The following is a 23,619-nucleotide window of genomic DNA, read 5'->3' as shown; positions in this document are numbered from 1 at the left end:
CGTGGGCTGGTTCAGGTCGTGGCGACGATCGCTTCCACGTCGCGGCCCGCGTCACGCCATGCGCCCAGGCCGCCGGTCAGTGGCCGGACGTTGCGGAAGCCGAGCTTGCTGAGCCGTTCGGCCACCTTCGCGGCGGAGACCTCGTTGGGGCACGAGCAGTAAATGACGACCGCGCTGTGCCGCGGCAGGGTGGCGATATCCGCGTCCGCGGTCGCGAAATCGAACAGGCGGGAGCCCGGGATCACGAACGGGTCGTCGCGTCGGCTGATGGCCGAGCGCACGTCGACGATCAGGGCGCCGGGTTCGCTGGCCAGCAGCAGCGACAGTTCGTCGACCGAAATCCGGGACTTGCGCAGCTGTTGCAGCAACAGGGAGCGTCGCGCGTAGCGAAAGCCGATCCACAAGACGATACCGATCGCGGCAACGGCCGCCATGCCCAGTCCGAACTCGCGGAGGAGTGCCAGAACGGCGTCGATCTGCCGGTAGAAAAGCATGCCTGCCGAGAGGCCGACGGCGATCCACAGGGAGGCGCCGAGCAGGTCGTAGAGCGTGAAGCGTACGAACCGGGTATCGCCCGCACCCGCGATAGGAATCGCCACGAGCGACAGCCCCGGGATGAACCGGGCGACCAGCAGCAGCTTGACGCCCCGCTTTTCGAAGAATCCGCTAGCGCGCCGCACGCAGGTGTCGGGCGAGAGGGAAATGCGGCAGAGGCCATCGAGCACGCGGTAGCCCAACCGGCGTCCGGTCAGAAACCACGCCGCGTCACCCAGGAAGGCACCGGCCAGCGCGGCGGCGAACGTCGCCATGATGAGTAGCGGATCGCGCGAGGCCACGAGGGTGCTGCCGACGACGATGAGCGTCGGCATCGCCGGTACGGGCAGCCCGATGGCGCCCGCGAATACGCCGAGAAAAGCGACCGTTGGCGCTGTGTCCGACCAGTTGATGCTCGCCACGCCCGCCACCCTCGAAAAAGGTCCTGATGCTCACGCAACGATACGCCGGTCGGGCGTCCGCGGACAGGTAGCGTGGCTCAGGACGCGGCGTGACGGATCAGGGCGGACACGACACCGCGAGATGCGGGTCCGATGGCTGCGTGGTCCAGCTCCACCCAGAACAAGGTGCCGCGTCCCGGGCTGGATCGCACGCCGATGTGGCCGCCGAGGGTATCGGCGATGCGGCGCGCCACGGCGAGGGCGAGTCCATAGCCCGGCTGGCCGGGGAGGCGCGTGAACTCCTCGAACAGGCGCGCCTGTTCCGCCGGCTCGACGCCCATGCCGTTATCCCGTACCTCCAGGCGAATGGCGTCACCACGACGTCGTATCGCCACCAGTACGCGACCATGCGGTGTGCTGAGTACCGCGCACGACACCAGGCGGTTGAGCAGCTCGACCAGCAGGGCCCCGTCGGCGTGGAAAGGCACCCGTCCGCCACGCCAGCGCACGTCGACGCCAAGTCGCATGGCATCCGCTTCGACATGGGAGCGGACCCGGACGAAGAGGTCGGCTGCCAGCACGGCCGTCGGCGCCGGCTCCACGGCGCCGGCGTCGAAGCGCGCCATCTCGAGCAGCCCGTCGAGCAGCTCGGTGAGTCGCGTCAGGCTGGTGCGCATCTGACCGAGCACCGCACGCTGGCGCAGGTCCTCTCCCGGTTGCATACCCGCGACAAACAGGGACAGCGCCTGTAACGGCTGTCGGAAGTGGTCGCCGATCTGCTCGACGAAACGTGTGTGTCGGGCGATGTCCTGCAGCCGCTGGCGAAGCGCGTCCGCCATGGCGGCCTCGTGCCGTGCGCGAAGCTGGACCAGTTCGTCCAGTAAAGTATCGATGGCCCGCACGGGGTCGTCCGGTGTGCCGGCGTGGGTGCCTCGCGGATGAAGCGCCTGTACCAGGCGTGCGCGCAGCCGATCGACCGGCTGAGCGACATCGTGTTCCACAGCGCGTCGCGCCAGGAAGAACACGCCGCAGACACCTGCGCCGAGCAGGAGACACATCAGGGTCGCGGCGGTGCGCCTTTCGCGCAATGCGGATGCATCGGACACCGTTTCCAGCTGCCCCGCGGCGGTGCTGAGGCGAACGTGAAGCCCATGGCGATGCGGCGCATCGCGTCCGCTTGTGACGATCAGATCGGGTGCGTCGTCGCGATAGAGGATCGCGCGCTGCGTCGGCGCGCTGCGCGACAGCGCTCGGGTGAGCGCATCGCGAAGGGCGTCGTCGCCCATGACACCGTTGACCGAGCCCGCGAGCCTGACCGCCTGGATCCGCGCAACGGCGTGTGCCTCCGATCCCAGCGCTCGAAATTGCATCACCGCGAGAGTCGCCGTCATGGCCAGCGCGACGACCGTCATCGGCAGCAGCCCTTTGAGGACGAGCTGGCGGCGCAACGACACGATCCTTCCTGGCAGGTGCAGCGACGCGTTCATGGGTTGCCTTGTGGCACCGGATTCCATGACGAATCTATGAAACGCGTGTTCGCGACGCGATAGACAAGGGGGCTTAGTGCTTGCGGCCTAGGCCTTACGGTCTATCACTTGCCGCGCAACCTGGCCACGAGCGCGCCATGATCGGATTCGATCTTATGGAAACGCGTCTCGCGCGCGCCCTCGCTTACCCACTGCGCGCTGGTGGCCCGGCGTTTTTCCAGCGCGTATTCGATGTCGGCGAACGGTACGAGGTCAGCGTTTGTCGCCGGCGCGAAGCCGCTGATATCGTGGATCAGCTTCAGGTTGCCTTCCTCACGCGTGCCGTCTTTTCCTTTGCCATACGCCGTGATGAAACTCGCCACACGGTCGCGCAGCGATGCCGGCAGATCGTTGCGGATGACGATGACGGCATGCGGTATCAGGGAGGATTTCCAGATGATGCGCAGCCGCGCGTACTGATCGGGAAAATGTTGCTGGAAACGTTCCAGATCGGCCGTGTTGTTGGTCGCGACGTCGGCCTCGCCGTTGGCCACGGCCAGCGCGTTGTTCTGGTGGTTGTCGATATGCACGCTGGCGAAGAACGTGTCGGAATCGACGCCCCGCGCGGCGAAAAGCTGCGTTTCCGGAACGAGGTAACCCGAGGTCGATAAGGCCTCACCGCGCGCGAACCGCCACTTGCCCGGTCGTGAGAACAGCTGCTCCAGATTGCCGATGCGCGAATCGGATGCCACGATCAGTTCGCCGTAATAGCCCTTCGATCCGTCGCCGCGGGTGAGCCGGCCGATCACCTGCATGTTCTGCCGGGTCACCGCGTCGAGGGCCAGCCGCCCCGACAGAAAGGCGATGTCCACGCGCTGCTCGCTGATGGCCTGAGCGATGCCTTCGTACGTCGTTACGGAGACGGCGCGAACGGGCCGTCCCAGGGCTTTATGAAGGTCGTCGAGAACGGGCCGCCAGGCTTCCAGTGACTCGGCGGGGCCGCCGATGGGCAGGATGCCGAAGGTCAGCGGCGCATCGGGGTCGATATCGTTCCTGTCGCGAGGCGACGCAGGCGAAGGGGCGATCCACAGGGCGCACAGAAGCGACGCGGTCAGCCACCCGCGAGCCCAACGTCCTGCCGCGTTCCTCACGCCTGCCTGCATCGCGCCTGCCCCGCGTCCCACCCTGGAGCCGAGCCTACGCCGGACCCCGGTCGAAAAATGTGCCGGCCGTCAGTCGCCCAGATGCTGGGCGGCCACGAGGGCCTCCAGCCGGTTGCGCACGTGCAGTGCACGGAAGATGGCGGCCAGATGGATTTTTACCGTGCCCTCGCTGATGCCCAGCTCGCGGGCGATCAGCTTGTTCGGCCGTCCCTTCGCGAGCAGCTTGAGGACGTCGATCTGACGGTCCGTAAGGACGGTAGCCAGACGCTCCTTGGTGGTCAGTCCGTCGCTGCCGGTGCCCTGAAACGCGAAGGCGGGCACAGGCGTCGAAGCGGCCGCCTTCATCGCCTCCGGCGGTATGTAGATTCCCCCTCCCACGACGAGCCGGACCGCGCTGAGGATGACGTCGGGGGGTGAGGATTTCAGGATGTAACCCTGGACGCCCAGATCCAGCACGTGACGGATCGCGGCGGAATCTTCCGTGCCGGACAGCACGATCACGGCGCGCTTCTGCGCGGTATGGGTGCCGATGAGGTCAGCGGCATGCCGCCGTTCGTCTTCCGTGAGGTCGCTGCTCGCCCGGTCGCCGGCGGTGACCCGGTCGTCGGCATCGGCAAGCGTTTCGAGCGCCTCCTTGATGTGCTCGACGCCATTGGCGCCGGGCATGGCCATATCGATCAAGGCGAGATCGGGCAGCGGTTCACGAGCGAGTTGCGCCCGGAGCTGTGCCACGCTTTCGGCCTCGACGAACTCGACGTGGTCACCCAGCTCGCGAAGCTTCAGCTTCACCCCTTCGATGATCAGACGATGATCATCCGCGATCAAGACACGCATGCCACTCCTCCGCCCGCACTGCCACAGGCATCCCCGTTCCCCGGACCATAGCCCTCCGGCCGGTCGTCGGCAAGCAGGCCATCCGGCTCAGACGGGTGCATGATGGACAGCCCACGCGGAAACCATTACTTCGTGGAGGCGTTCAGGCGAAACCGGCTTGAACAGCACCTGCGTCGTGCTCGCATCGACGTTGCGCAGGAAGTCGCCCCGTGTCTCGCCGGTGATCAGCACGCGCGCGAAGGGAGGCGCATCGCCGGGACGTCGCCGGTAGTAGCGGTCGAGCAGGGCGATGACGTCCAGCCCGGTACCCTCGCGCAGGCGCAGGTCCGAGATGACGATGTCCGGCGGCTGCATCCACTGGTGCACCGCTTCCATGGCCTGCTGAGCATCCTCCGCCGTCATGACCTCGCAGCCCCAGCTGCCGAGCAGATAGCTGATGCCTGCCAGGATGCTGGGCTCGTCGTCGATCACGAGGACCCGCATGCCGGCGACGTCGCGTGTGGCGGCGGGCGCCTGCGCGGGCGTCTGGCGAGGCTCCAGGGTTCCGGCCTGAGTCTCGGGCAGGGTGATCGAGAACACGCTGCCCTTGCCTGGCTGGGAGCGCACGGATGCCTCGCTGCCAAGCAGTCCCGCAAGGCGCTGTACCGTCGAAAGCCCCAGACCGAGGCCCCGTCGCGTTCCTTCCGGCCGGCCGGTTTCGGGGCCGCTCTCCACACGATAGAACTCGTCGAAGATGTGCCGCAGATGCTCCTCGCCGATGCCGAGTCCGGTATCCCAGACGTCGACCCTCACCCTGCCGTCCAGCCGCTTGCGGGCGCCGACCAGCACTCCGCCACAGCGGGTGTAGCGCAAGGCGTTACTGACGAGGTTGTTGAGAATTCGCGCAAGCATCGTGCGGTCGCATCGCACCCACAGGCCCGTCGTACGGACGACGAGTCGCAGATCGTGCTGCTCGGCGACCATGCGGAAATTCACGCTGACCTCTTCGAAGACGTCATCGAGCGCGACATCGCGGATCACCGCGGGCATGGCACCGGTCTCGAGGCGGGACAGGTCCAGCAGTTCGCTGAACAGATGATCCAGCGCATCCACGCACTCCTGGATGTGCGCGATGCGGTTGAGTCTCAGCGGATCGTATTCATCCACCGCGAGGCCCGAGGAAAACAGGGTGAGGGCGTACAGGGGCTGGCGAAGGTCGTGGGAGGCGGCGGCCAGAAAGCGGGCCTTCGCCACGCTGGCAGCTTCCAGCGCCGCATTTTTTCGGGCCAGCTCTTCGGTGGCGGCCGCGATTTCCCGCTCCATACCGATCTGGGCGTGCAGCAGCTTCGACGCGGCGCCATTGAAGCCGCGCTGGAGATCGCCGATTTCGGTGTCGTCGGTGACCGGCACGACGACGGTGCGGTCGCCCAGCCCGAGCTGTCGCACGGCGATCGCCAGATTGCGCAGCGGCGCGCTCAGCCAGCGTGCGGTCGACCAGCCGATCATGACGGCGATGAACAGGCTGAGCGCCAGCCAGAGCAAGGCGTTTTGCATGCTGGCGCGCTGCGCGGCGATGGCGTCCTCGACGCTGACGTCCACCGTTACCGACCCGACCACCCGATGGGTCAGGGGATCGAGCACCTCGCGCGCCACGGTCAGGCTGTCGTCATCGCCGATCGTGCCGTTGACGCGGTCGGCGAGGATTTCGCCGTCACGGTCACTGATCCTGACACGCGATACCTGCGGGAGCTGGACGATGGACTGGGCGATGCGGGCGATTTCGCGGCGCTCACCGGTGCGCAGGGCATCCCCGGATACCGTGGCGGATTGCTGGGCGATGGCGTCCGCCGTCGAGCGGCCCATCTCGTGCAGGGTATCCATCTGATGCCGGGTCAGCAGCGTCACCAGCAGCAGGGCGCTGATCGCCGTGGGTACGAGCGCGACGCAGGTCAGGCGCTGCACGAGCGACGTGCGACGCCACACCTTTTCCAGCCATGACGAAGTCGACACGTCGCGCATGAACTCCCCCGGCGGGCCTCTCCCAGGCGCCGCGAGGCTACAGCCTAGCGCAGTTCCGCCGGCTCAGTCGCGGCGAAGGCGTGTCCGGACGGAGCGAGCCGCCAGCGGCAGCAGGCTGACGACCAGAAAGGCGCACAGCGGCACCAGGATGCGGGGGTCGATCAGACTGAAAGGCGCATCCCCGCCCAGGGTGGAGGCCAAGCCGGCACCGATCGCGCTCTCGATCACGAGGGACACGGTGCCGCCCAGCCAGGTGGCGGCGATGAACAGCCAGAGGGGGCAGCGAAGCCACGCCAGCACGACGGTCATGGCGCCCAGCGGCACGACGGGAACGAAGCGCAGGGCGAACGTGTAACTGACCGGACGCCGCGCATAGCCCTCGCGAACGCGCCGCGCCAGATCGGGCGGCTGGCGCCCTCCGTGACCGAAGGCATGCCGGCTGGCGGCATAGAGAAGCAGGGAGCCGGCCACCAGGGCCAGCGAAGACAGGGCACTGCCCTCGGCGATGCCGAAGAGCAGTCCGCCGGCCAGAACGATGACGATCGTACCGGGCACGCCGGTCGCGATGGCCAGCGTCAGCAGCACGGCATACGACACACGGGAGAGCACGGGATGGACGGCGATGCTCGCGCGTAGCATGCCTTCCTCCGCCAGCAGGTGACTGGGGTGAAGGCGGTCCAGTGCGCCACTGGCGAGCGCGATGACGCCCGCCAGCACCATCAGGGCGAGAGGCAGGGCGGCGCGCCAGCGTTTCACCGGGTGAGCATCCGGATCAGTAGGCGACGCCGGATTCGCCATAACGGCGCAGCACGTCGCGAGCGTCGTCGCGGCGGATGTCCCGGCGCACGGCGATGCCGCGACGCTCGAGTTCACCGATCCAGTCGGCGGGCAGGGGGCCTTCGTCGAACGGCGTGAGTTCCTCGACGTCCGCGGATCGCGCGCCGATCAGCAAGGCATCGACGCCCGCCCACACGGTAGCGCCGTAGCACTGGCAGCAGGGCTGCGAACTGGTGGCGAGCACGAAGCGTGAGCCGTCCTCGTTGAGGCGGAAACGCTGCATGCGCTGCTGAGCCGTCATGTACGCCATCATTTCCGCGTGCGCGACGGAGCAGCTATGCGGTACGACCCGGTTGACGCCGATGGAGACGATCCGGTCGTTGCCATCGAACACAGCGGCACCGAACGGGCCGCCGGTGGCGAGATCGACGTTACGCGACGACAGCTCGATGGCGAGGCCGACCTTGGCTTCGTCACCGGCGTACGTCACCGACGTGTCGACCGCTTCGTGGACCCAGGCGGGCAGGGTGAGATGGACCTGTGCGTACAGCATCAGGCCTGCTTCGCCCAGGAATCGCGCAGGGTGACGATGCGGTTGAAGACCGGCGCGTCGTGCGTGTGGTCGTGCATATCGGCCACGAAGAAACCCAGCCGTTCGAACTGCACGCGGTCCTCCCGCGCGGCAGCGGCCGCGGCGGGTTCGACATAGGCATGCACGATCCGTCGCGAGTTCGGGTTGATGTGGTCCTTGTATGTCTTGCCGTCGCTGTCGTCGTCCGGATCGGTGACATCGAACAGGCGGTCGTACAGGCGCACCACGGCCGGGACGGCATCGCGCGCGCTCACCCAGTGGATCGTGCCCTTGACCTTGCGATCCGCGCCCGGCATGCCGGTGCGCGACTCGAGATCGAGCGTGCAGCGCAGTTCGGTGATGGTGCCGTCCGCGTCCTTGATCATCTCGTCGCAACGGACGATACCGACGCCGCGCAGGCGCACTTCGCCGTCGGGCTTCAGACGATGGAATCCCTTGGGCGGGACTTCAGCGAAATCCTCGCGCTCGATCCACAGCTCGCGCGAAAACGGCACGCTGCGGCTGCCGAACGATTCGTCCTTCGGATGATTCGGGAAGGTCAGCGATTCCGCATGCGCGGCATCGAGGTTGGTGATGACGAGCTTGACCGGATCGACCACGGCCAGGCGACGCGCCGCGGTCACGTCGAGGTCTTCACGCACGGCGCCTTCGAGCACGCTCATGTCGATCGTGCTGTTCTGCTTGCTCACGCCGATGCGTTCCCAGAACAGGCGGATGCCGGCGGGCGTAAAGCCGCGGCGACGCACGCCCGCGATGGTCGGCAGGCGTGGATCGTCCCAGCCGTCCACCAGATTTTCGGTTACCAGCGTGATCAGCTTACGCTTGCTCATCACCGTGTAATTCAGATTGCCACGGGAGAACTCGATCTGGCGCGGCTTGCTCGGGCTCGTCGGCAGGCCGGCGTCGACCAGCGGCTGCCAGAGCGCCGCATCGTTGGCCAGATCGACGTGGTCGACACACCAGTCGTAAAGCGGACGATGGTCTTCGAATTCCAGCGTGCACAGCGAATGCGTGATGCCTTCGAGCGCGTCCGACAAGGAATGCGCGAAGTCGTACATCGGGTAGATCGGCCAGGCGTCGCCGGTATTCTGATGGTGTACCTTGCGCACGCGGTAGAGCGCCGGGTCGCGCAGGTTGATGTTGCCCGAGGCCATGTCGATCTTCGCGCGCAGCGTCTTGCTGCCATCGGCGAATTCACCGGCGCGCATGCGCTGGAACAGATCGAGGTTTTCCTCGATGGAGCGGTCGCGGAACGGCGAGTTGCGCCCGGGCTCGGTGAGGGTGCCGCGGTATTCGCGCACTTCGTCCGCGGAAAGGTCGTCGACATAGGCGACTCCCTTGCGAATCAGCTTCAGCGCCGAACGGTAGAACACCTCGAAGTAGTCCGAGGCGTGACGCAGTTCGGCCCACTCGAAGCCCAGCCACCTGACGTCGCGCTGGATGGCCTCGACGTACTCGACGTCCTCCTTGGAGGGGTTGGTGTCGTCGAAGCGCAGGTTGCAGACGCCCGTGTAGTCGGTGGCGAGACCGAAGTTCAGGCAGATCGACTTCGCGTGACCCAGGTGCAGATAGCCATTGGGCTCCGGCGGGAAGCGCGTGCGGATAGCCGCGTGCTTGCCGGATGCCAGGTCGTCGCGGACGATCTGGCGGATGAAGTTCTGCTGCAGGACGGGCGTTTCGGTCGACATCGCTTAGGCTCGGAAAGAAGGGCGCGGCAAACGTCCGAGTTTACCTTTGTTGGGCCCGCGACGCTTGCCGTCGAGGCACGGCGCGGGGTAGCTTGGGCCCATGCGCATCGCTTACCACGCCGAGACCCTGATCGACGCCCACCTCGTGAAGGACGCGCTCGAGCACGCGGGTATACCGGCGTTCATCGCGGGCGAGTTCCTCACCGGGGCGGTGGGTCAGCTCCCGGCGCGCGATTTCGTCGCCGTCATGGTGCCCGACGCGGCGACCGAGGCCGCCGGGAGCATCGTTCGCGCGATCGACAGGCAGCTCGTGGAAGCTCGCGCCAGCGTGGCCGCCGACGACGATCTCGACGACAGCGTTATCCTGCCGGCCTGAGCCGCCGCCCCCCTTCTTCAGGAAAGCTCCATGTCGTTCATTTCCCACCTCGTCCGGGACGTCCCGGATTTTCCGCGTCCCGGCATCATGTTCAAGGACATCACGCCGCTGCTGGCCGACGCCACCGCCTTCGCCGCGTGCATCGACGCGCTCTGTGAACCCTGGCGTGGCCAGGGCATCGGCGCTGTCTGCGGCATCGAATCGCGCGGCTTCATTTTCGGCGCCGCCATGGCCCGCGCACTGGATGCCGGCTTCGTCCCCATCCGCAAGGCCGGCAAGCTGCCGCCGCCGGTGGTGGGTCTCGACTACGGCCTCGAATACGGACTGGATCGCCTGGAAATCGGTACGCAGGCCTTATCGCCGGGCGAGAGAGTCATCGTGGTGGACGACGTGCTGGCGACGGGTGGCACCCTCGAGGCCGCGCGTCGGCTGGTCGAGCGGCTCGGCGCCGAAGTGCGGGGCGCCAGCGTCGTCATCGAACTGGCAGGCCTGAACGGTCGGGCCAGATGGGTAAGCGACGCCCCTTTGCATGCCCTGATCGGGTCCTGACGGCCGCGATCAGCGGCTCGCCGGCTTCTCTTCGCGCAGGTCTTCGACGAGCACGATTTCGCAACCACCCGCGCCGGTGTCCTCGCGGGTCAGTGAAGTATTCCAGTGCCACCCGTCGTCGCGATCGACGTCGACGAGGAAGCCTTCGAAGTGGACCACCTCGCCGGGGCGTACATCGCGCAGTTCCCGGGCGGCATTGTCGTTAGCCGGGATCATGTGCATGTTGGCGCTGGAATCCTCGATCTCGCGGCGCGGGATCGGGAAGTGGTCGGTGTACCAGAAGTAAAACCGGTTGGACTGCGAGATGCGGATCTTGTCCAGTACGGCATTGTCCGACATGCGCCCCCAGCCCAGGGCGAGGTCCGTCGGCGCGATGGGCGCGAGATCGTCCAGCTGGTAATCCTCGCGCGACAGGACGCGTCCGCTCATCGAGAATTTCGCGCGCGGCGTGAGCGTGAAGCGTCCGCGCTTGAGCAGGGTGCCCGAGCCCAGCGCTTCCTGGTCGGGAATGTCGCCCGCGACGATGCCAGGGGCGTCATGCACGGGACGATGCCGCCACCAGGCATAGCCGCCCCAGCCACAGATGATCAGCAGAAGGACGAGCCAGACACGCATGCGACGAAACCGTCAGAGAGATGGAGAGGCAACGGCCGGGCGGCCGTCCGGTTGACGCGCCCCCGTCCCTCGCGGATGGAAGAGATCGGCGGGCAAGTCGCGGACGATCCCCGCCAGCGCTTCGAAAAACGGCGTCATGGCCGAACTCTTGCGCCACAGCATGGCGATCCGGCGGCTCGGCGCGGGCGCCTCGAAGGCGATCAGGTCGACGTTCGGCGACTGGGCGACGGGCGCCTGGACGGCCAGCGCCGGGAGCAACGTGATGCCGACGTTGGCGGACACCATCTGGCGAAGCGTTTCCAGACTGGTCGCGCGGAAGCCGGTTTTCTCGCCCGCGCCCGCGAGGTGGCATACCTCCAGCGCCTGATCGCGCAGGCAATGCCCGTCCTCCAGCAGCAGCAGGTTCTGATCGGAGAGATCGTCCATGCGCAGGGCGCCGCGCCCGGCCAGCGCATGCCCGCTGGGCACGGCAAGCACGAAGGGTTCCTCGAAGAGGAACTCGACGTGCAGGGAGTCGTCGTGAACGGGCAGGGCGAGGATCCCGGCGTCGAGGGTACCCTCGCGCAGCATGTGCAGCACCTGCTCGGTCTTTTCCTCGCGCAGGAGAAGTTCGAGCCGCGGGAAACGCGCCCGTAGCTGAGGAATCACGTGCGGAAGCAGATAAGGACCGAGGGTGGGGAAGATGCCCAGGCGGATCGTGCCCGACTCCGGGTCGCGGGTTCGCTGAGCGATGGACTTGATCTCATCGATCTGCGACAGCACGCCGCGCGCGCGACGGGCGATCTCACCGCCGGTCTCCGTAAGCAGCACTTTTCGGGGGGTGCGCTCGACCAGCGCGACGCCCAGTTCGTCTTCGAGCTTGCGGATCTGAGTGGATAGCGTGGGCTGGCTGACAAAGCTAGCCTCCGCGGCCCGGCCAAAGTGGCGGTACTCGGCGAGGGCGACGAGATACTGAAGGTCTCGCAGATTCATAGCGGCGGGCTCAGGACGTTCTTAATAGCCGCAGCCTATCACATTGATGCCTACAATCGATTTGAGATATCTGTTCGGCCCCGCTAACCTTAGTGTTCAGTCGCGTCACCAAGCGCGCAATGACTTCAACCACCCTCAACGGAGAGTCGTAACATGCTGACCATTGGCGATAAGTTCCCCGAGTTCAACCTGCTGGCAGTCGACGGCGGCCCGCTTGCCAACAAGATCGAAGACGCGTTCACGACCATCTCGGACAAGTCGTACGAGGGCAAGTGGAAGCTCGTGTTCTTCTACCCGAAGGACTTCACCTTCGTCTGCCCGACCGAAATCAAGGGTTTCAGCGACCTGAACGAGAAGTTCGCCGACCGTGACTGCCAGATCCTGGCCGTGTCGACCGACTCCGAGTTCGTCCACCGCGCCTGGCGCATGGACCACGCCGACCTGAAGGACCTGACGTTCCCGATGCTGGCGGACATCAAGAAGGACCTGACTTCGGCCCTCGGCATCCTGACGGCCGACGGCGTTGCCCAGCGCGCCACGTTCCTCGTCGATCCGAACAACGAAATCCAGTTCGCCTACGTCACCGCCGGCTCGGTCGGCCGTAACCCGGACGAAGTGCTGCGCGTCCTCGACGCCCTGCAGACCGACGAACTGTGCGCCTGCAACTGGAAGTCCGGCGACGAGACCCTCAAGGTCGCCTGAAGCACCAAGCGTTGAAAGTCCCGCGCCGCTTCCCTCCCTCCCCCGCGCGGCGCGGGCACCCTGTGTAGGAGCGCACCTTGTGCGATGCGTGCTCGCGATGACCTCGGGTCGCGCGCAGGGCGCGCTCCTACACGCTCTTTTCGTTACTTCCCGAATTCTTTGCGGCGTGCCTTCGGCGCGCCCCGCGTGAACCGGTGCCCGCGCTCCGAGCCATTCCGCGACCTATCCGCACGTCTTTCATTACGATCAGGAGCACACCGATGAGCATTGCCGATCTTCGCAGCCAGCTTCCCGAGTACGCCAAGGACCTCAAGCTCAATCTCGACTCCGTGTTGAGCGAAGCGGGCGCCCCGGGCCTCAATCTCGCCCAGATCTCCATGGTCGCACTCGGCGCCGCGTTCTCGACGCGCTACAAGCCGCTGACCGAAGCCGTCGCGTCGTTCGCCGCCGAGCACGCGTCGGCCGAGCAGCTGAACGCCGCCAAGGGTTCGGCCGCGATCATGGGCATGAACAACATCTATTACCGCTTCCAGCATCTGGTCAGCCACCCGGAATACGCGACCATCCCGGCGAAGCTGCGCATGAACGTCATCGGTGCGTACAAGGGCGATGCGAAGAACGACTTCGAACTCGTCTCGCTGGCGGTCTCGGCCGTCAACGGCTGCGGCATGTGCATCGATTCGCACGACAAGGTGCTGCGCGACGGTGGCGTTTCCGTTCAGGCGATTCAGAGCGCGGTGCGTATCGCGTCGGTGATTCACGCCGTGGGCGTGGTGCTCGAGCAGGCGGAAGCCGCCGGCTGATCCGAGGCGGACGACTGTGACCCCGAAAGGCCGCTTAACGCGGCCTTTTCTTTTCGCCACGAGGGCCCGGCGCCGGTTTCTGACGCGCCGCAGCGAGCGGGGGGTGCCTTCTGGCACTGTGTCGAAGGTCACCCCTGTTCCCAGGATGGGGGATTACCCACAGGGGAGTCCCACCCACCATGCGTCGTCTCGTCCGTCCTCTCGTTCTCACCGCGCTCGCCGCCTGCTGTGGCGCCGCGCTCGCCGCCGGCACGGACGCCGCGCCGCCCACCGGCCATCTTCCCACCTGGGCCCAGCCTGAAAGCTACAAGCTCTCCTTCAAGGTCGACCCCAGGCAGGAAGACTATGCCGGTTCGTCCACCATCAGGATCAAGCTGTCGCAGCCGTCGGACTTCGTCTGGCTGCACGGCAAGGAGCTGAAGGTCTCCAGGGTCACCGTCACCGATGCCGCCGGCAAGAAGCACACGGGCAAATACACCGTGGCCGCGGAGAAGGAAGGTGTCGCCCGTGTGGATCTCGGTGCGAAGCTCGAAGGCGAGATCACCCTCGCCATCGAATTCACCGCGCCGCTCAACAAGCAGTTGCAGGGTCTGTACAAGGTCTCGCACGAAGGTGTGCCCTATGCGATGACGCAGATGGAGCCGGTCTCCGCGCGTTACGCGTTCCCCGGTTTCGACGAGCCCTCGTTCAAGGTGCCGTTCGACATCAGCCTGACCATCCCCTCCGACGAACAGGGCGTCGCCAATACCGCCCAGATCAAGGAAGAGAAAGCCAGCACCGGCTGGAAGACGCTGACCTTCTCCACCACCAAGCCGCTGCCGACGTACCTCGTCGCGTTCGCCGTCGGTCCGTGGGACGTGGTCAAGGGTCCGGACATCTCGCCCACCCAGTACCGCACCACCGCCACCCCGCTGCGCGGCATCGCCGCCAAGGGCGAGGGCCACCGCATGGAGCACGTGCTGGGCGAGACCAGCTCGATCATTCACACGCTCGAGGACTACTACGGTTTCGGCTATCCGTACGACAAGCTCGACCTGCTCGCCGCACCGGACTTCAGTGCGGGTGCGATGGAGAACGCGGGCCTGGTCACGTTCCGCGACTGGCTGCTGCTGATCGATCCGGATTCCGCCGCTCAGTACGTGCGCGGTTCGTTCAACGTCAACGCGCACGAGCTGGCCCATCAGTGGACCGGCGACACCGTGACCATGGCCTGGTGGGACGACCTCTGGCTCAACGAGGCCTTCGCCACCTGGATGCAGCAGAAGGTCACGACCAAGGTGCACCCGGAATACCGCGCCGATCTCGATCGCGTGCGCGGTGCCGAGGGCGCGATGAACAACGACAGCCTGGTCAGCGCGCGCAAGATCCGTCAGCCGATCACGGGCAATGGCGACATCGAGACCGCGTTCGACGGTATCACCTACCAGAAGGGTGCGGCCGTACTCGGCATGTTCGAGGGTTATGTCACCGACCCGGTCTTCCAGAAGGGCATGCGTGCCTATATCCAGAAGCACAAGTTCGCCAACGCCACGGCCGACGATCTGATCGATGCCATCGCCGAGGCGGCCGGTCAGGGCGATGCGTTCAAGAAGGCCTTCCGTAGCTTCCTCGACCAGTCCGGCGTGCCGTATGTCACGACGGAAGTGAAGGTCGAAGGCGGCAAGACCGTGTTGCATCTGGCGCAGAGCCGCTACCTGCCGCTCGGCAGCACCGGCGACGCGAGCCGCGTCTGGGGCGTGCCGATGTGCGTCCGTTACGGCACCACGGGTGGTGCGAACAAGGTCAAGTGCGAACTGCTCGACCAGGCCACCGGCACGATGGTGCTCGATGGCGCGACGAAGAACACGTGGGTGCTGCCCAATGCCGACGGTCGCGGCTATTACCGCTTCGCCCAGAGCAAGGCCGATCTCGCCGCGCTGACCAAGGTAGTCGGTACGTTGAGCGACGCCGAGCAGCTGGCCTATGCGGATGCCGTCCGTGCGGCGTTCCAGCACGGCGATCTCGATGCCGGTGACGTCCTTGCCGCCATGAAGCCGCTGACCGCGTCGAAGACCCGCGAGGTGTTCACCGCACCGCTGATGACGTTCAGCTGGATCTTCAACAACGAAGCGTCGACGGACGCGCAGCGTGCGCATCTGCGCAAGTGGGCGATCAACGCCTACCTGCCGAAGGTGCAGAGCCTCGGCTTCCGCAAGAAGGCCGGCGAGCCCGACAACGACACACTCACCCGTTCCGCGTTGGTCGGCTTCCTGGGCGACGACGACATCGCCGAGAAGTCGGTGCGCGCCGAACTGCTCAAGCAGGGCGATGCGGCTCTGAAGAGCAAGGACGGTCATCTCGATCTCGAAGCGGCCGATCCCGACCTGCTGGCCGATGCCCTCGGCGTGGCGGTGCAGGAGCGCGGCGCTCCCGCGATCGACGCGCTGATCGCCGAGATCCCGAAGACGTCGGACCCGGCCAAGCGCAATGCGATGCTGTCCGCACTCGCGTCGACCAAGGATCCCGTGCTGGCCAACAAGGCACGTGACTTCTCGCTCGGCAAGGACGTGAAGGTCGGTGAGATGGCGTCCATCCTTCGTGGCGGTCGCGCCACGGAAGCGACCCGTAACGATCTGTGGAAGTGGTTCACCGCGAACTACGACAAGATCGTCGCCCGCACGGGCAGCTTCGCCGGCGGCAGGCTGCCGGAGATGGCAGCCGGTGGCAGCTGCTCGAAGGAGGAAGCCGACCGTCTGGACGCGTTCTTCAAGCCGCGTCTGGGTCAGGTCAGCGGCGCGGAGCGTGGTCTGGCGCAGACCAGCGAGCAGACGCTGCTCTGCGCGGCGTTGAAGGCCAAGCAGGACCCGAAGACGATCACGCGCTGATCGATCTTTGTCGGTGATGTATCGAAGGCCGGGCGAGCGATCGCCCGGCTTTTTTTGTTGTCCGGGATGCCTCAGCGAATCTGGAAGCTCACGCGCACAGGCGCGCCGACGCCGTTCGGTATCACCATGTACTCGAAGTTCCCGCCTTCCCGGCCACTCGCCTCCCAGGTACGACGGTAGCCAATGACGGTGCCGCGGCCGTTGCAGGGCGCCGTTCGTCCGTTGACCTTGCACAACGCATGCGTCTGAACCTCACGCAAGGGACTGCCCAGCAATCGCGCTTGAGCGTGTTTCCCGTAACCTATGTCATCCGTTCTGATGAGCATCGACGTTCCTCCGTGATCACGGGTGGTCGACGATCTCCCCGACGTGTCTTCGAAGCCTCCCTTACTCGAGGTGACGGATGATACGAAAGCGCGGGAGAGATTGTTTCCTTGTGCGAAGGCTTGCGTCGATAGCATAAAAAAGGCTGCTGCAGCGAGCACGTCTGCTTTCATCGAGGATCTCCACGAATACCAGTTTCAGGGTCCTCATTGTTATGAACGACGCCGCGCATCACACATCAGGGACTAAGGATTCTTTCGTAGGGTGAGTCTCGATCGTCTTCGTCTTTTCCTGTCTTCGTCTTCTTCGTAAGCGAACAGATCGATCGTGCGAAAGGTTTCGTCTCGCTTGGCTGTTGATGACTGGCAGCATTCCCACGGTTTTGCTTTGCTTGGTCCTCTCTCAAAAGAGGACATCGGCATGCACGTCTCAGCGCCAGTAACGAATTCGTATCCTTCGGCCACCCAGTCCATAGCGGTGCCCGCAAGATGTTCACCTCGGACCGTTGAGTCGCCATCGGCGCCCGGCAACGTCGCGCGCATCGATTTCTCACGCATCACGCCGCGGCAGCTTCAGGCCTACCTCGACGAAAACCTTAAGAATGGCACGATCGATATTGGCGATGCCTCCGCACTGGGAAGTTCGATCCCTGGGGAGTGGTATACCGAGCGGGCCGATTCGCCCATCGATCTTAAAGGGACGATCGAAGGCATCGCCAGCTTCGACCGTCATAACGGCTACGATACGGCTGCGGTTTTCTATGAAGGGCTCGCAGCCCGCATGAGCCTGATGGAACAGGCGTCGGCGCGCATCTCCGTGACGGTGTGATCTACGTCGGCGTGCTGGCCGCGTCATGCGCTAATCTTGCACCATGTCACAGCGGACCATCCCATCGCCACGTCCCATCTCGGCCACCGCTCGCGATGTCGCCGAAGCCGCCGGCGTGTCGATTTCCGCCGTCTCCCGGACGTTCACCCCAGGTGCCAGTGTCTCCGCCAGGACGCGCGAACGTGTGACCGAGGCGGCGACGCGTCTGGGGTATCGCCCCAATCATTTAGCGCGCAGCCTCATGACCGGCCGCACCGAGCTGATAGGGCTCGTCTCAAATCATTTCGCCAACCCGACGTTCATGGAGGTCTTCGACCTGTTCACCCGTGAGCTGCAGGCGAGGGGCCTTCGCCCGCTGCTGGCGAACCTCGGTGAGGACGAAGATGGCAGGGCAGCCATCGACATGGTGCGTCAGTACAACGTGGATGCCGTGCTGATTGCGACCTCGGCACCGCCGGCGGGCTTCGCCGCCTCGTGTCGCGAGGCGGGGCTGCCCGTGCTGCATGTCTTCGGCCGGCCAGGGCGTTCGTCGCCCGTGCCGGTGGTGACGGTGGACAACGAGGCGGGCGGGCGGATGGTAGCGGAGACGATGCGCGAACGCGGCCTGGTCCGGCTGGCGTTTATCGGCGGCTCCGCGCACGATGCGTCGACGCTGGATCGCGGTAACGGTTTCGCGTCCGCGGCGGGAGGTCTTCTGCTGGAGAGCATCCATGCGGGCGACTACAGCCACGAGCACGGCCGCAAGGCGATGCACGCGTTGCTCGATGGAGGTGCGGCCATCGATGGGGTTTTCTGTGCGGACGACGTGCTGGCGCTTGGTGCCATCGACGCGTGTCGTGAGCGTGGCTTGAGCGTGCCGGAGGACATCAGCATCGTCGGGTTCGACGACATGCCGCTGGCGGCGTGGGCGTCCTATTCGTTGACCACGGTTCGACAGCCCATTCGCGACATGGTGCTGCACGCCATCGAACGCATCGTCGCCTGGATGGAAAACCCCGAGACGATCCCGCGCAGCAAACTATTTTCCTGCGAGCTCGTCCAACGGAACAGCCTCCGCAAGGCCGCCAAGCTGTAGAAGCGCGCCTGCGCGCGACCCCGGCAGCCGAGAACTCACCCCACATCGACCCACCGCCTCTCACGGTTCGACACCAGCGCCGCCGCGATCACCTTATCCACCTCATACCCATCGCGAAACGTCGGCCACACGGCATCGCCCGTCGCCACCGCCTGCAGAAAATCCCGCGCCTCGATCACGATCTGTTCGTTGTATCCGGTGCCGTGGCCGACGCCCTGATTGAAAGCCAGGTAATCCGGGTGCGCCGGTCCCATCAGCAGCTTCTGAAAGCCTCGGCGAGCCGGGTCACGCGAGGCGTCATACAGCCACAACGCGTTCTGGTCTTCCTGATCGAAGGCGATCGCACCGCGGGTACCGGTGATGCGATACGTGTAGCCCATCTTTCGTCCCGCGGCCATGCGACTGAAGCTGATGCTGCCGGTGGCTCCGTTGGCGAAGCGCAACAGCATCTGGCCAAGGTCATCGTTCTCCACGGCTTCGGGACCATGTGCTCCGGCCCGGGTCGGCTGGACGATGCGTGTGTCCGCCACCAGGCTGGCGATCGGACCGACGAGGCGCAGGCAGGCGTTGACGATATGCGTGGCGACATCGCCCAGGGCGCCGGCTTCGGTTCCCGTGGCGATGCGCGTGCGCCATGAGGCTGGCAGCGAGGGATCGTGCAGATAGTCCTCAACATGCTCGGCACTGATCTGAATGACATCGCCGATCTCGCCCGAAGCGACGATCTGCCGGGCGAGCTGACTGGCCGGCGTGCGGATGTAGTTGAAACCGACCATGTTCGCCAGGCCGGCCTTCTCGACCGCTTCGGTCATGGCGAGGGATTGCTCCGCACTGGCACCGAGTGGTTTCTCGCAGAAGATCGGTTTTCCCGCCGCGACACAGGCCATCACCATGTCGAGATGGGTGCGCGGTGGCGTGGCGATCACCACGGCATCCACCGCCGGATCGTCAACGAGTTCCCGCCAGTCGCCGGTGGATCGCCTCCACCCCCAGCGGGCGGCGTGTTCGGCGGCCCCCGCGGCGGTCGAGGTCGCCAGCATCTCGCAGATCGGTCGCAGCGTCGGTTCGAAAGTCGCCGCCACGCTGTGGAACGCCAGCGTGTGCGCTTTACCCATGTAACCGGCGCCGATCAATCCGATCCTCAGCTCGCTCATGGCATGGTCTTCCGGGGTTGGGAGAGACCGACTCTACGGATGCTGCAATGCAGTTTGCAAGCGCTTGCAAATCGGCCTAGCGTAGTACCGAGCCGGTACCTCGCCGGTCCTCCCACAACGCGCACCGCGCAGGAGTCCGCATGAATGCCTCCTTCCAGACCGATCGCCGACCGTCCATCGTTCCGCGCGTCTTCACCGAAGACACGCTGGATACGGGCCTCATCGTCAACGAACTGCTCGACGGCATCGGCGCAGTGACCTTGCGGGGGCTGTTCAGCGCTGACGAGATCGCCGAGGCCCGCGCTATCGTCATGCGCGAATCGAACGCGGATGACCGTGGCGGAAAGGTCACGCATTTTCAGGGCGATGCCGAGCGGGCGGGGCGGATCAATCTGCAGCGTCGCGTATGGAATCTGCTCGCGAAGGGCGAGATCTTCTCGCGGATGGCGGCGCATCCGGCGATCATGAAGGTCATGCGCGCCTTCATCGGCAGCGAGTTCATCATGGGCTCGATCGCGGCCAATCGCATTCTTCCCGGCGGCCCCGGGCAGGAGCCCCATATCGATTATCCGTACTGGGATTACCACTCGCCGCAGACGCATCCCGTGCGTCTCAACTCGACGTTTCCGCTGAACGCGCAGGCGACGATCATGCTCGATCCGTTCACCGAGGAGACCGGAGCGACCGCCTATGTACCGGGTTCGCAGCGTCAGCTGCATTACCCGGATGAGAGCGATCGTTTCTTCGACCGGTGCGAACGCATGCTCGGCGAGCCGGGCGATACGGTGATCTTCTTCGGCGCGGTGTGGCATTGCGCGATGCCCAACCGGAGCACTATCGACCGTACGGCGATCATCACGCAGTACCTGCCGAAGTTCATCAAGCCGATGGAGGACATCCCCGCAGCCTTGCCTGCCGAGTTCGTAAAGAACGCCAGCGCGGACGTCAGGCAGCTACTGGGACTGAATTATCCGTACCCGGAAGTGCTCGACGCGGCGCGCGGTGGAAATGCCGAAGGGCGGGATGTAATGAAGGCGCGCTGATAGCGGCGTCGTTGCGGCCTGTATCGCCGTCGGGATGGTTCCCATCCGAGCCGCTCCGATCGACGTCACTTCGCGTGATGCGGCGTCCGCACGCTGGCGGCAACCGGCGTCGCTGGCGACGGGCTCCCGACGAAATGCACGACATCATCCAGCACCGGCGGGGCTTTCTTCCCGCCGCGCAGCGCGAACAGAATGCCCATGTGCCCCATGTCGGGGTAGAGCTTCACCACTACCGATTCACCCTGGGCCTCGTAACGCCGCTGCAGGGAAAGCGCATTTGACGGCCGCACGGTCGAATCGTCCTGACCTTGCAGAAGCAAGGCGGGGGGCTCGTCGCCATCGACGAAATTCACCGGTTGCGAGCGCGCCTGTTCGGCCGGTGTATGGCCGAACATGTCGATGAAGTCGTCGTCCTTCAGCGGCAGGAAGTCGTACGGCCCGGCCAGCCCGATAAAGCCGGACAGATCCCGCGGCTTCATGCCGACCGCGCCAAGCCAGCGCGCATCCGCGGCCAGCAGCGCGGCGATGTGCCCGCCTGCGGAATGGCCCATCACGAAGACGCGCCCGGTGTCACCGCCATAGGTGCCGATGCGATCGTGCGTCCAGCGGACGGCCTTTGCCGCATCGCCGACGAACCCGTCCAGTTTTACCTTCGGCCACAGGCGATAGTCGGGTACCACGGTGACGATGCCCCGCGACGCCAGCGCCTCGCCCACCCAGCGGTACCACTGCCGCTTGCCGCTCTTCCAGCTGCCGCCGTAGAGGAACACCACCACGGGCGCGTTCTTCGCATCGACGGGGCCGTACACATCCAGCGCCAGCCCGTCCGACGGGTCGTAGACGATGTCGTGGTGCGCAACGACGCCGGTGGACGACTGGCGTGCATTGATCACACCGAACAGAGCGGACTGGCAGCCGGAAAGGAGCAGGGCGCCGAGAGAAACGAGGAAGAGTCGGGTCATGTAAGCACTCTACGGACCGCCCGTGAAAACGGATGCAGCGCCACGTCCGCCGTGCTTCCACACCGCTGTGATTCAGAACCCCGGTGATTCCATACCCCAGTGATTCCATACCCGGTGGGAGCCAGCCCGGCTGGCGATGCCCTCAGTGCGCCGCCGGATGCCGCCGGATAAAATCCACGGTGTCCGCCAGCACCGAAGCCGACCGCTGCCGCGGCCCGAGTGCCAGCAAGAGCCCCTCATGGCCCACGGCGGGATAGAGCTTCAGTTCGACGGGCTCCCCCTGCTGCCGGTAACGCCCCTCGAACGCGACGGCCTCCGCCGGCGAGACGATCGTATCCTTCTCCCCCTGCAGCAGAAGCGCGGGCGGCTCGTCACCATCCACGAAGTTGATCGGCTGCGAACGCGCCTGCTCGGCAGGCGTGTGTCCGAAGATGTCCGCGAACTCGGGTTCGTCGAAAGGAATGAAGTCATAGGTGCCGGCGACGCCGATGAACCCGGCGAGGTCGCGCGGGCGCATACCGACCGCACCAAGCCACTGCTTGTCGACAGCGAGCATCGCGGCAACCTGTCCGCCCGACGAATGACCCATCACGAACTCGTCGTGCGGATCGCCACCGAATTCCCCGGCGTGGTCGTGTGCCCAGCGCACGGCTTCCGCACCATCATGCAGAAAGCCATCCTGTCGCGCGGCCGGCCAGAGCCGGACGTCGGCAACGATTGTCACGATGCCGCGAGCGGCCAGTGCCTCGCCCACCCAGCGGAACCACTGGCGCTTCCCGCTCATCCAGCTGCCGCCGTAGAAGTAAACGACGACGGGCGCGTGGGTCGCCTGCGCCGGAGCGTAGACGTCCAGTGCGATATTCAGTGCGCGGTCGTAAACGAGATCGCGATGTGCCACGACGCCATCGGTGGACTGGCGAGCATTCATCGCGCCGAAGAACGCCGACTTGCAGCCGCCGAGGAGCACAACGAACAGAAGGATGAAGGCGCGAAGGGACATGAGCGGGATTGTAGCCGTGGGCGCCTTGCATAGGCCTTCCTGCGGTCCAGCGGCTAGAATCCGGACATGACCGATGTCCGCACGATCCTGCGCCAGGCCGCCGAGGCCCTTGGCGACCGACTCGAGGCCGAGCTGCTGCTAGCCCATGTGCTGGGGGTGAATCGCGCGTGGTTCTTTGCGCATGCCGATGACGAACTCGGCACCGACGCCACTGCGGCTTTCGGAGGGCTCGTGCGCCGACGTGCGGAAGGCGAGCCGGTCGCTTACATCACGGGCACGCGGGACTTCTGGTCGATGACCCTGGAGGTAGGGCCCGCCACGTTGATACCGAGGCCGGAAACCGAGCTTCTGGTGGAGCTCGTTCTGGAGCGACTGCCTGCGGGAGGACGCGTGCTCGACCTCGGTACGGGCAGCGGGGCGATCGCCCTCGCCGTGGCGAAGGAACGTCCCGATGCTTCGGTCACGGCCGTCGACTTCAGCGAGCCGGCGCTGGTTGTCGCCCGGCGAAACGCGGAGCGCCACGGTCTGCAGCGCGTACGCTTCGCTGCCAGCAACTGGTATTCCGCGGTGGTTGACGAGCGTTTCGACGTCATCGTCAGCAATCCTCCGTATATCGAGTCAAGCGACGCGCATCTCGGGCAGGGCGACCTGCGTTTCGAGCCGTCAAGCGCGCTCGCTTCAGGGGAGGACGGTCTCGACGACATCCGGCGCATCGCCTCCGGCGCATCCGCGCATCTTGTCGACGGTGGCTGGCTGCTGATGGAACACGGATGGAACCAGGGCGACGCCGCGCGCGCCGTGCTTGAACGCGAGGGTCTGGCGGACGTCTTCACCGCCCAGGATCTGGAGGCGCGGGACCGTGTGAGCGGGGCGAAGTCGGTCGCCCGATAAGTCCGGCC

General features: G+C 65.7%; 23 protein-coding genes. 9 read left to right on the top strand and 14 right to left on the bottom strand.

Translation table 11 applies throughout. From position 1 onward, the window contains the following. Positions 1 to 11 precede the first annotated feature (11 nt). From B5X73_RS16890 to B5X73_RS16855, 8 genes are all read right to left on the bottom strand, one after another. On the bottom strand, positions 12 to 956 hold the full coding sequence (locus B5X73_RS16890; protein WP_139382820.1) for a DedA family protein/thiosulfate sulfurtransferase GlpE: 945 nt from the start codon (positions 954 to 956) through the stop codon (positions 12 to 14). Positions 957 to 1,033: 77 nt separating this feature from the next. Continuing rightward, positions 1,034 to 2,389, bottom strand: coding sequence for a sensor histidine kinase (locus B5X73_RS16885; protein WP_176167873.1), 1,356 nt, complete (start codon positions 2,387 to 2,389; stop codon positions 1,034 to 1,036). Between the two features lie 137 nt (positions 2,390 to 2,526). Then, positions 2,527 to 3,552: a phosphate/phosphite/phosphonate ABC transporter substrate-binding protein gene (gene phnD / locus B5X73_RS16880; RefSeq protein ID WP_254857320.1), complete on the bottom strand. Its 1,026-nt coding sequence runs from the start codon at positions 3,550 to 3,552 to the stop codon at positions 2,527 to 2,529. An 81-nt stretch (positions 3,553 to 3,633) separates the two neighbouring features. Beyond that, on the bottom strand, positions 3,634 to 4,398 hold the full coding sequence (locus B5X73_RS16875) for a LuxR C-terminal-related transcriptional regulator (RefSeq protein WP_079522646.1): 765 nt from the start codon (positions 4,396 to 4,398) through the stop codon (positions 3,634 to 3,636). 87 nt (positions 4,399 to 4,485) lie between these two features. Next, positions 4,486 to 6,396: an ATP-binding response regulator gene (locus tag B5X73_RS16870; RefSeq protein WP_079522645.1), complete on the bottom strand. Its 1,911-nt coding sequence runs from the start codon at positions 6,394 to 6,396 to the stop codon at positions 4,486 to 4,488. A gap of 63 nt (positions 6,397 to 6,459) precedes the next feature. Then, the gene (locus B5X73_RS16865; RefSeq protein WP_079522644.1) at positions 6,460 to 7,152 is read right to left on the bottom strand and encodes a TVP38/TMEM64 family protein; all 693 of its coding nucleotides are present in this window, start codon (positions 7,150 to 7,152) and stop codon (positions 6,460 to 6,462) included. Between the two features lie 16 nt (positions 7,153 to 7,168). Continuing rightward, the gene (locus B5X73_RS16860; RefSeq protein ID WP_079522643.1) at positions 7,169 to 7,726 is read right to left on the bottom strand and encodes a nucleoside deaminase; all 558 of its coding nucleotides are present in this window, start codon (positions 7,724 to 7,726) and stop codon (positions 7,169 to 7,171) included. Next, the gene (locus B5X73_RS16855) at positions 7,726 to 9,453 is read right to left on the bottom strand and encodes a glutamine--tRNA ligase/YqeY domain fusion protein (RefSeq protein WP_079522642.1); all 1,728 of its coding nucleotides are present in this window, start codon (positions 9,451 to 9,453) and stop codon (positions 7,726 to 7,728) included. Before B5X73_RS16855 ends, B5X73_RS16860 begins: the two co-directional genes overlap by 1 nt. Before the next feature lie 100 nt (positions 9,454 to 9,553). On the opposite strand from B5X73_RS16855, the gene B5X73_RS16850 reads away from it, so the two are divergent. Both B5X73_RS16850 and B5X73_RS16845 read left to right on the top strand, forming a co-directional pair. Continuing rightward, positions 9,554 to 9,829 carry a putative signal transducing protein gene (locus tag B5X73_RS16850; RefSeq protein ID WP_036110680.1) on the top strand — a complete coding sequence of 92 codons (276 nt, stop codon included), beginning with the start codon at positions 9,554 to 9,556 and terminating at the stop codon, positions 9,827 to 9,829. A 30-nt stretch (positions 9,830 to 9,859) separates the two neighbouring features. Further along, positions 9,860 to 10,378 (top strand): adenine phosphoribosyltransferase, encoded by a 519-nt coding sequence (locus tag B5X73_RS16845; RefSeq protein WP_079522641.1) that lies wholly within the window; start codon positions 9,860 to 9,862, stop codon positions 10,376 to 10,378. 9 nt (positions 10,379 to 10,387) lie between these two features. Here the strand turns inward: B5X73_RS16845 and B5X73_RS16840 are convergent, their stop codons facing one another. Further along, positions 10,388 to 10,993 carry a hypothetical protein gene (locus tag B5X73_RS16840; RefSeq protein ID WP_043695652.1) on the bottom strand — a complete coding sequence of 202 codons (606 nt, stop codon included), beginning with the start codon at positions 10,991 to 10,993 and terminating at the stop codon, positions 10,388 to 10,390. Positions 10,994 to 11,005: 12 nt separating this feature from the next. Next, on the bottom strand, positions 11,006 to 11,965 hold the full coding sequence (oxyR, locus tag B5X73_RS16835; RefSeq protein WP_079522640.1) for a DNA-binding transcriptional regulator OxyR: 960 nt from the start codon (positions 11,963 to 11,965) through the stop codon (positions 11,006 to 11,008). A gap of 153 nt (positions 11,966 to 12,118) precedes the next feature. Here oxyR and B5X73_RS16830 point away from each other — a divergent pair, with 153 nt between their 5' ends. The 3 genes from B5X73_RS16830 (at position 12,119) to B5X73_RS16820 (ending at position 16,334) form a co-directional block, all read left to right on the top strand. Next, positions 12,119 to 12,667 (top strand): peroxiredoxin, encoded by a 549-nt coding sequence (locus B5X73_RS16830; RefSeq protein ID WP_079522639.1) that lies wholly within the window; start codon positions 12,119 to 12,121, stop codon positions 12,665 to 12,667. 260 nt (positions 12,668 to 12,927) lie between these two features. Further along, complete coding sequence (locus B5X73_RS16825) at positions 12,928 to 13,470, top strand: carboxymuconolactone decarboxylase family protein (RefSeq protein WP_079522638.1); 543 nt, start codon at positions 12,928 to 12,930, stop codon at positions 13,468 to 13,470. Between the two features lie 179 nt (positions 13,471 to 13,649). Beyond that, entirely contained in the window at positions 13,650 to 16,334 is a 2,685-nt protein-coding gene (locus B5X73_RS16820; RefSeq protein WP_079522637.1) for a M1 family metallopeptidase, read from the top strand. A gap of 71 nt (positions 16,335 to 16,405) precedes the next feature. Here B5X73_RS16820 and B5X73_RS16815 read toward each other — a convergent pair whose 3' ends face one another. Next, positions 16,406 to 16,831, bottom strand: a complete 426-nt coding sequence (locus tag B5X73_RS16815; protein WP_079522636.1) for a DUF4879 domain-containing protein — start codon at positions 16,829 to 16,831, stop codon at positions 16,406 to 16,408. Positions 16,832 to 17,006: 175 nt separating this feature from the next. On the opposite strand from B5X73_RS16815, the gene B5X73_RS16810 reads away from it, so the two are divergent. Together B5X73_RS16810 and B5X73_RS16805 are read left to right on the top strand one after the other, a co-directional pair. Beyond that, positions 17,007 to 17,486: a hypothetical protein gene (locus tag B5X73_RS16810; RefSeq protein WP_139382818.1), complete on the top strand. Its 480-nt coding sequence runs from the start codon at positions 17,007 to 17,009 to the stop codon at positions 17,484 to 17,486. Between the two features lie 43 nt (positions 17,487 to 17,529). Further along, entirely contained in the window at positions 17,530 to 18,561 is a 1,032-nt protein-coding gene (locus tag B5X73_RS16805) for a LacI family DNA-binding transcriptional regulator (RefSeq protein ID WP_217699787.1), read from the top strand. Between the two features lie 35 nt (positions 18,562 to 18,596). Here the strand turns inward: B5X73_RS16805 and B5X73_RS16800 are convergent, their stop codons facing one another. After that, a complete protein-coding gene (locus B5X73_RS16800; protein WP_079522634.1) occupies positions 18,597 to 19,715 on the bottom strand; it encodes a Gfo/Idh/MocA family protein in 1,119 nt (372 codons plus the stop codon). 140 nt (positions 19,716 to 19,855) lie between these two features. On the opposite strand from B5X73_RS16800, the gene B5X73_RS16795 reads away from it, so the two are divergent. Next, the gene (locus B5X73_RS16795) at positions 19,856 to 20,758 is read left to right on the top strand and encodes a phytanoyl-CoA dioxygenase family protein (RefSeq protein ID WP_079522633.1); all 903 of its coding nucleotides are present in this window, start codon (positions 19,856 to 19,858) and stop codon (positions 20,756 to 20,758) included. A gap of 65 nt (positions 20,759 to 20,823) precedes the next feature. Here the strand turns inward: B5X73_RS16795 and B5X73_RS16790 are convergent, their stop codons facing one another. Next, positions 20,824 to 21,720, bottom strand: coding sequence for an alpha/beta hydrolase (locus B5X73_RS16790; protein ID WP_079522632.1), 897 nt, complete (start codon positions 21,718 to 21,720; stop codon positions 20,824 to 20,826). A gap of 142 nt (positions 21,721 to 21,862) precedes the next feature. After that, positions 21,863 to 22,720: an alpha/beta hydrolase gene (locus tag B5X73_RS16785; protein WP_079522631.1), complete on the bottom strand. Its 858-nt coding sequence runs from the start codon at positions 22,718 to 22,720 to the stop codon at positions 21,863 to 21,865. Positions 22,721 to 22,786: 66 nt separating this feature from the next. Here B5X73_RS16785 and prmC point away from each other — a divergent pair, with 66 nt between their 5' ends. Further along, complete coding sequence (gene prmC, locus B5X73_RS16780) at positions 22,787 to 23,611, top strand: peptide chain release factor N(5)-glutamine methyltransferase (RefSeq protein WP_079522630.1); 825 nt, start codon at positions 22,787 to 22,789, stop codon at positions 23,609 to 23,611. Positions 23,612 to 23,619 lie beyond the last annotated feature (8 nt).

The organism is Luteibacter sp. 22Crub2.1 (assembly GCF_900167995.1).
Lineage (GTDB): Bacteria > Pseudomonadota > Gammaproteobacteria > Xanthomonadales > Rhodanobacteraceae > Luteibacter > Luteibacter mycovicinus.
This window is presented reverse-complemented; position numbering and strand designations above follow the sequence as displayed.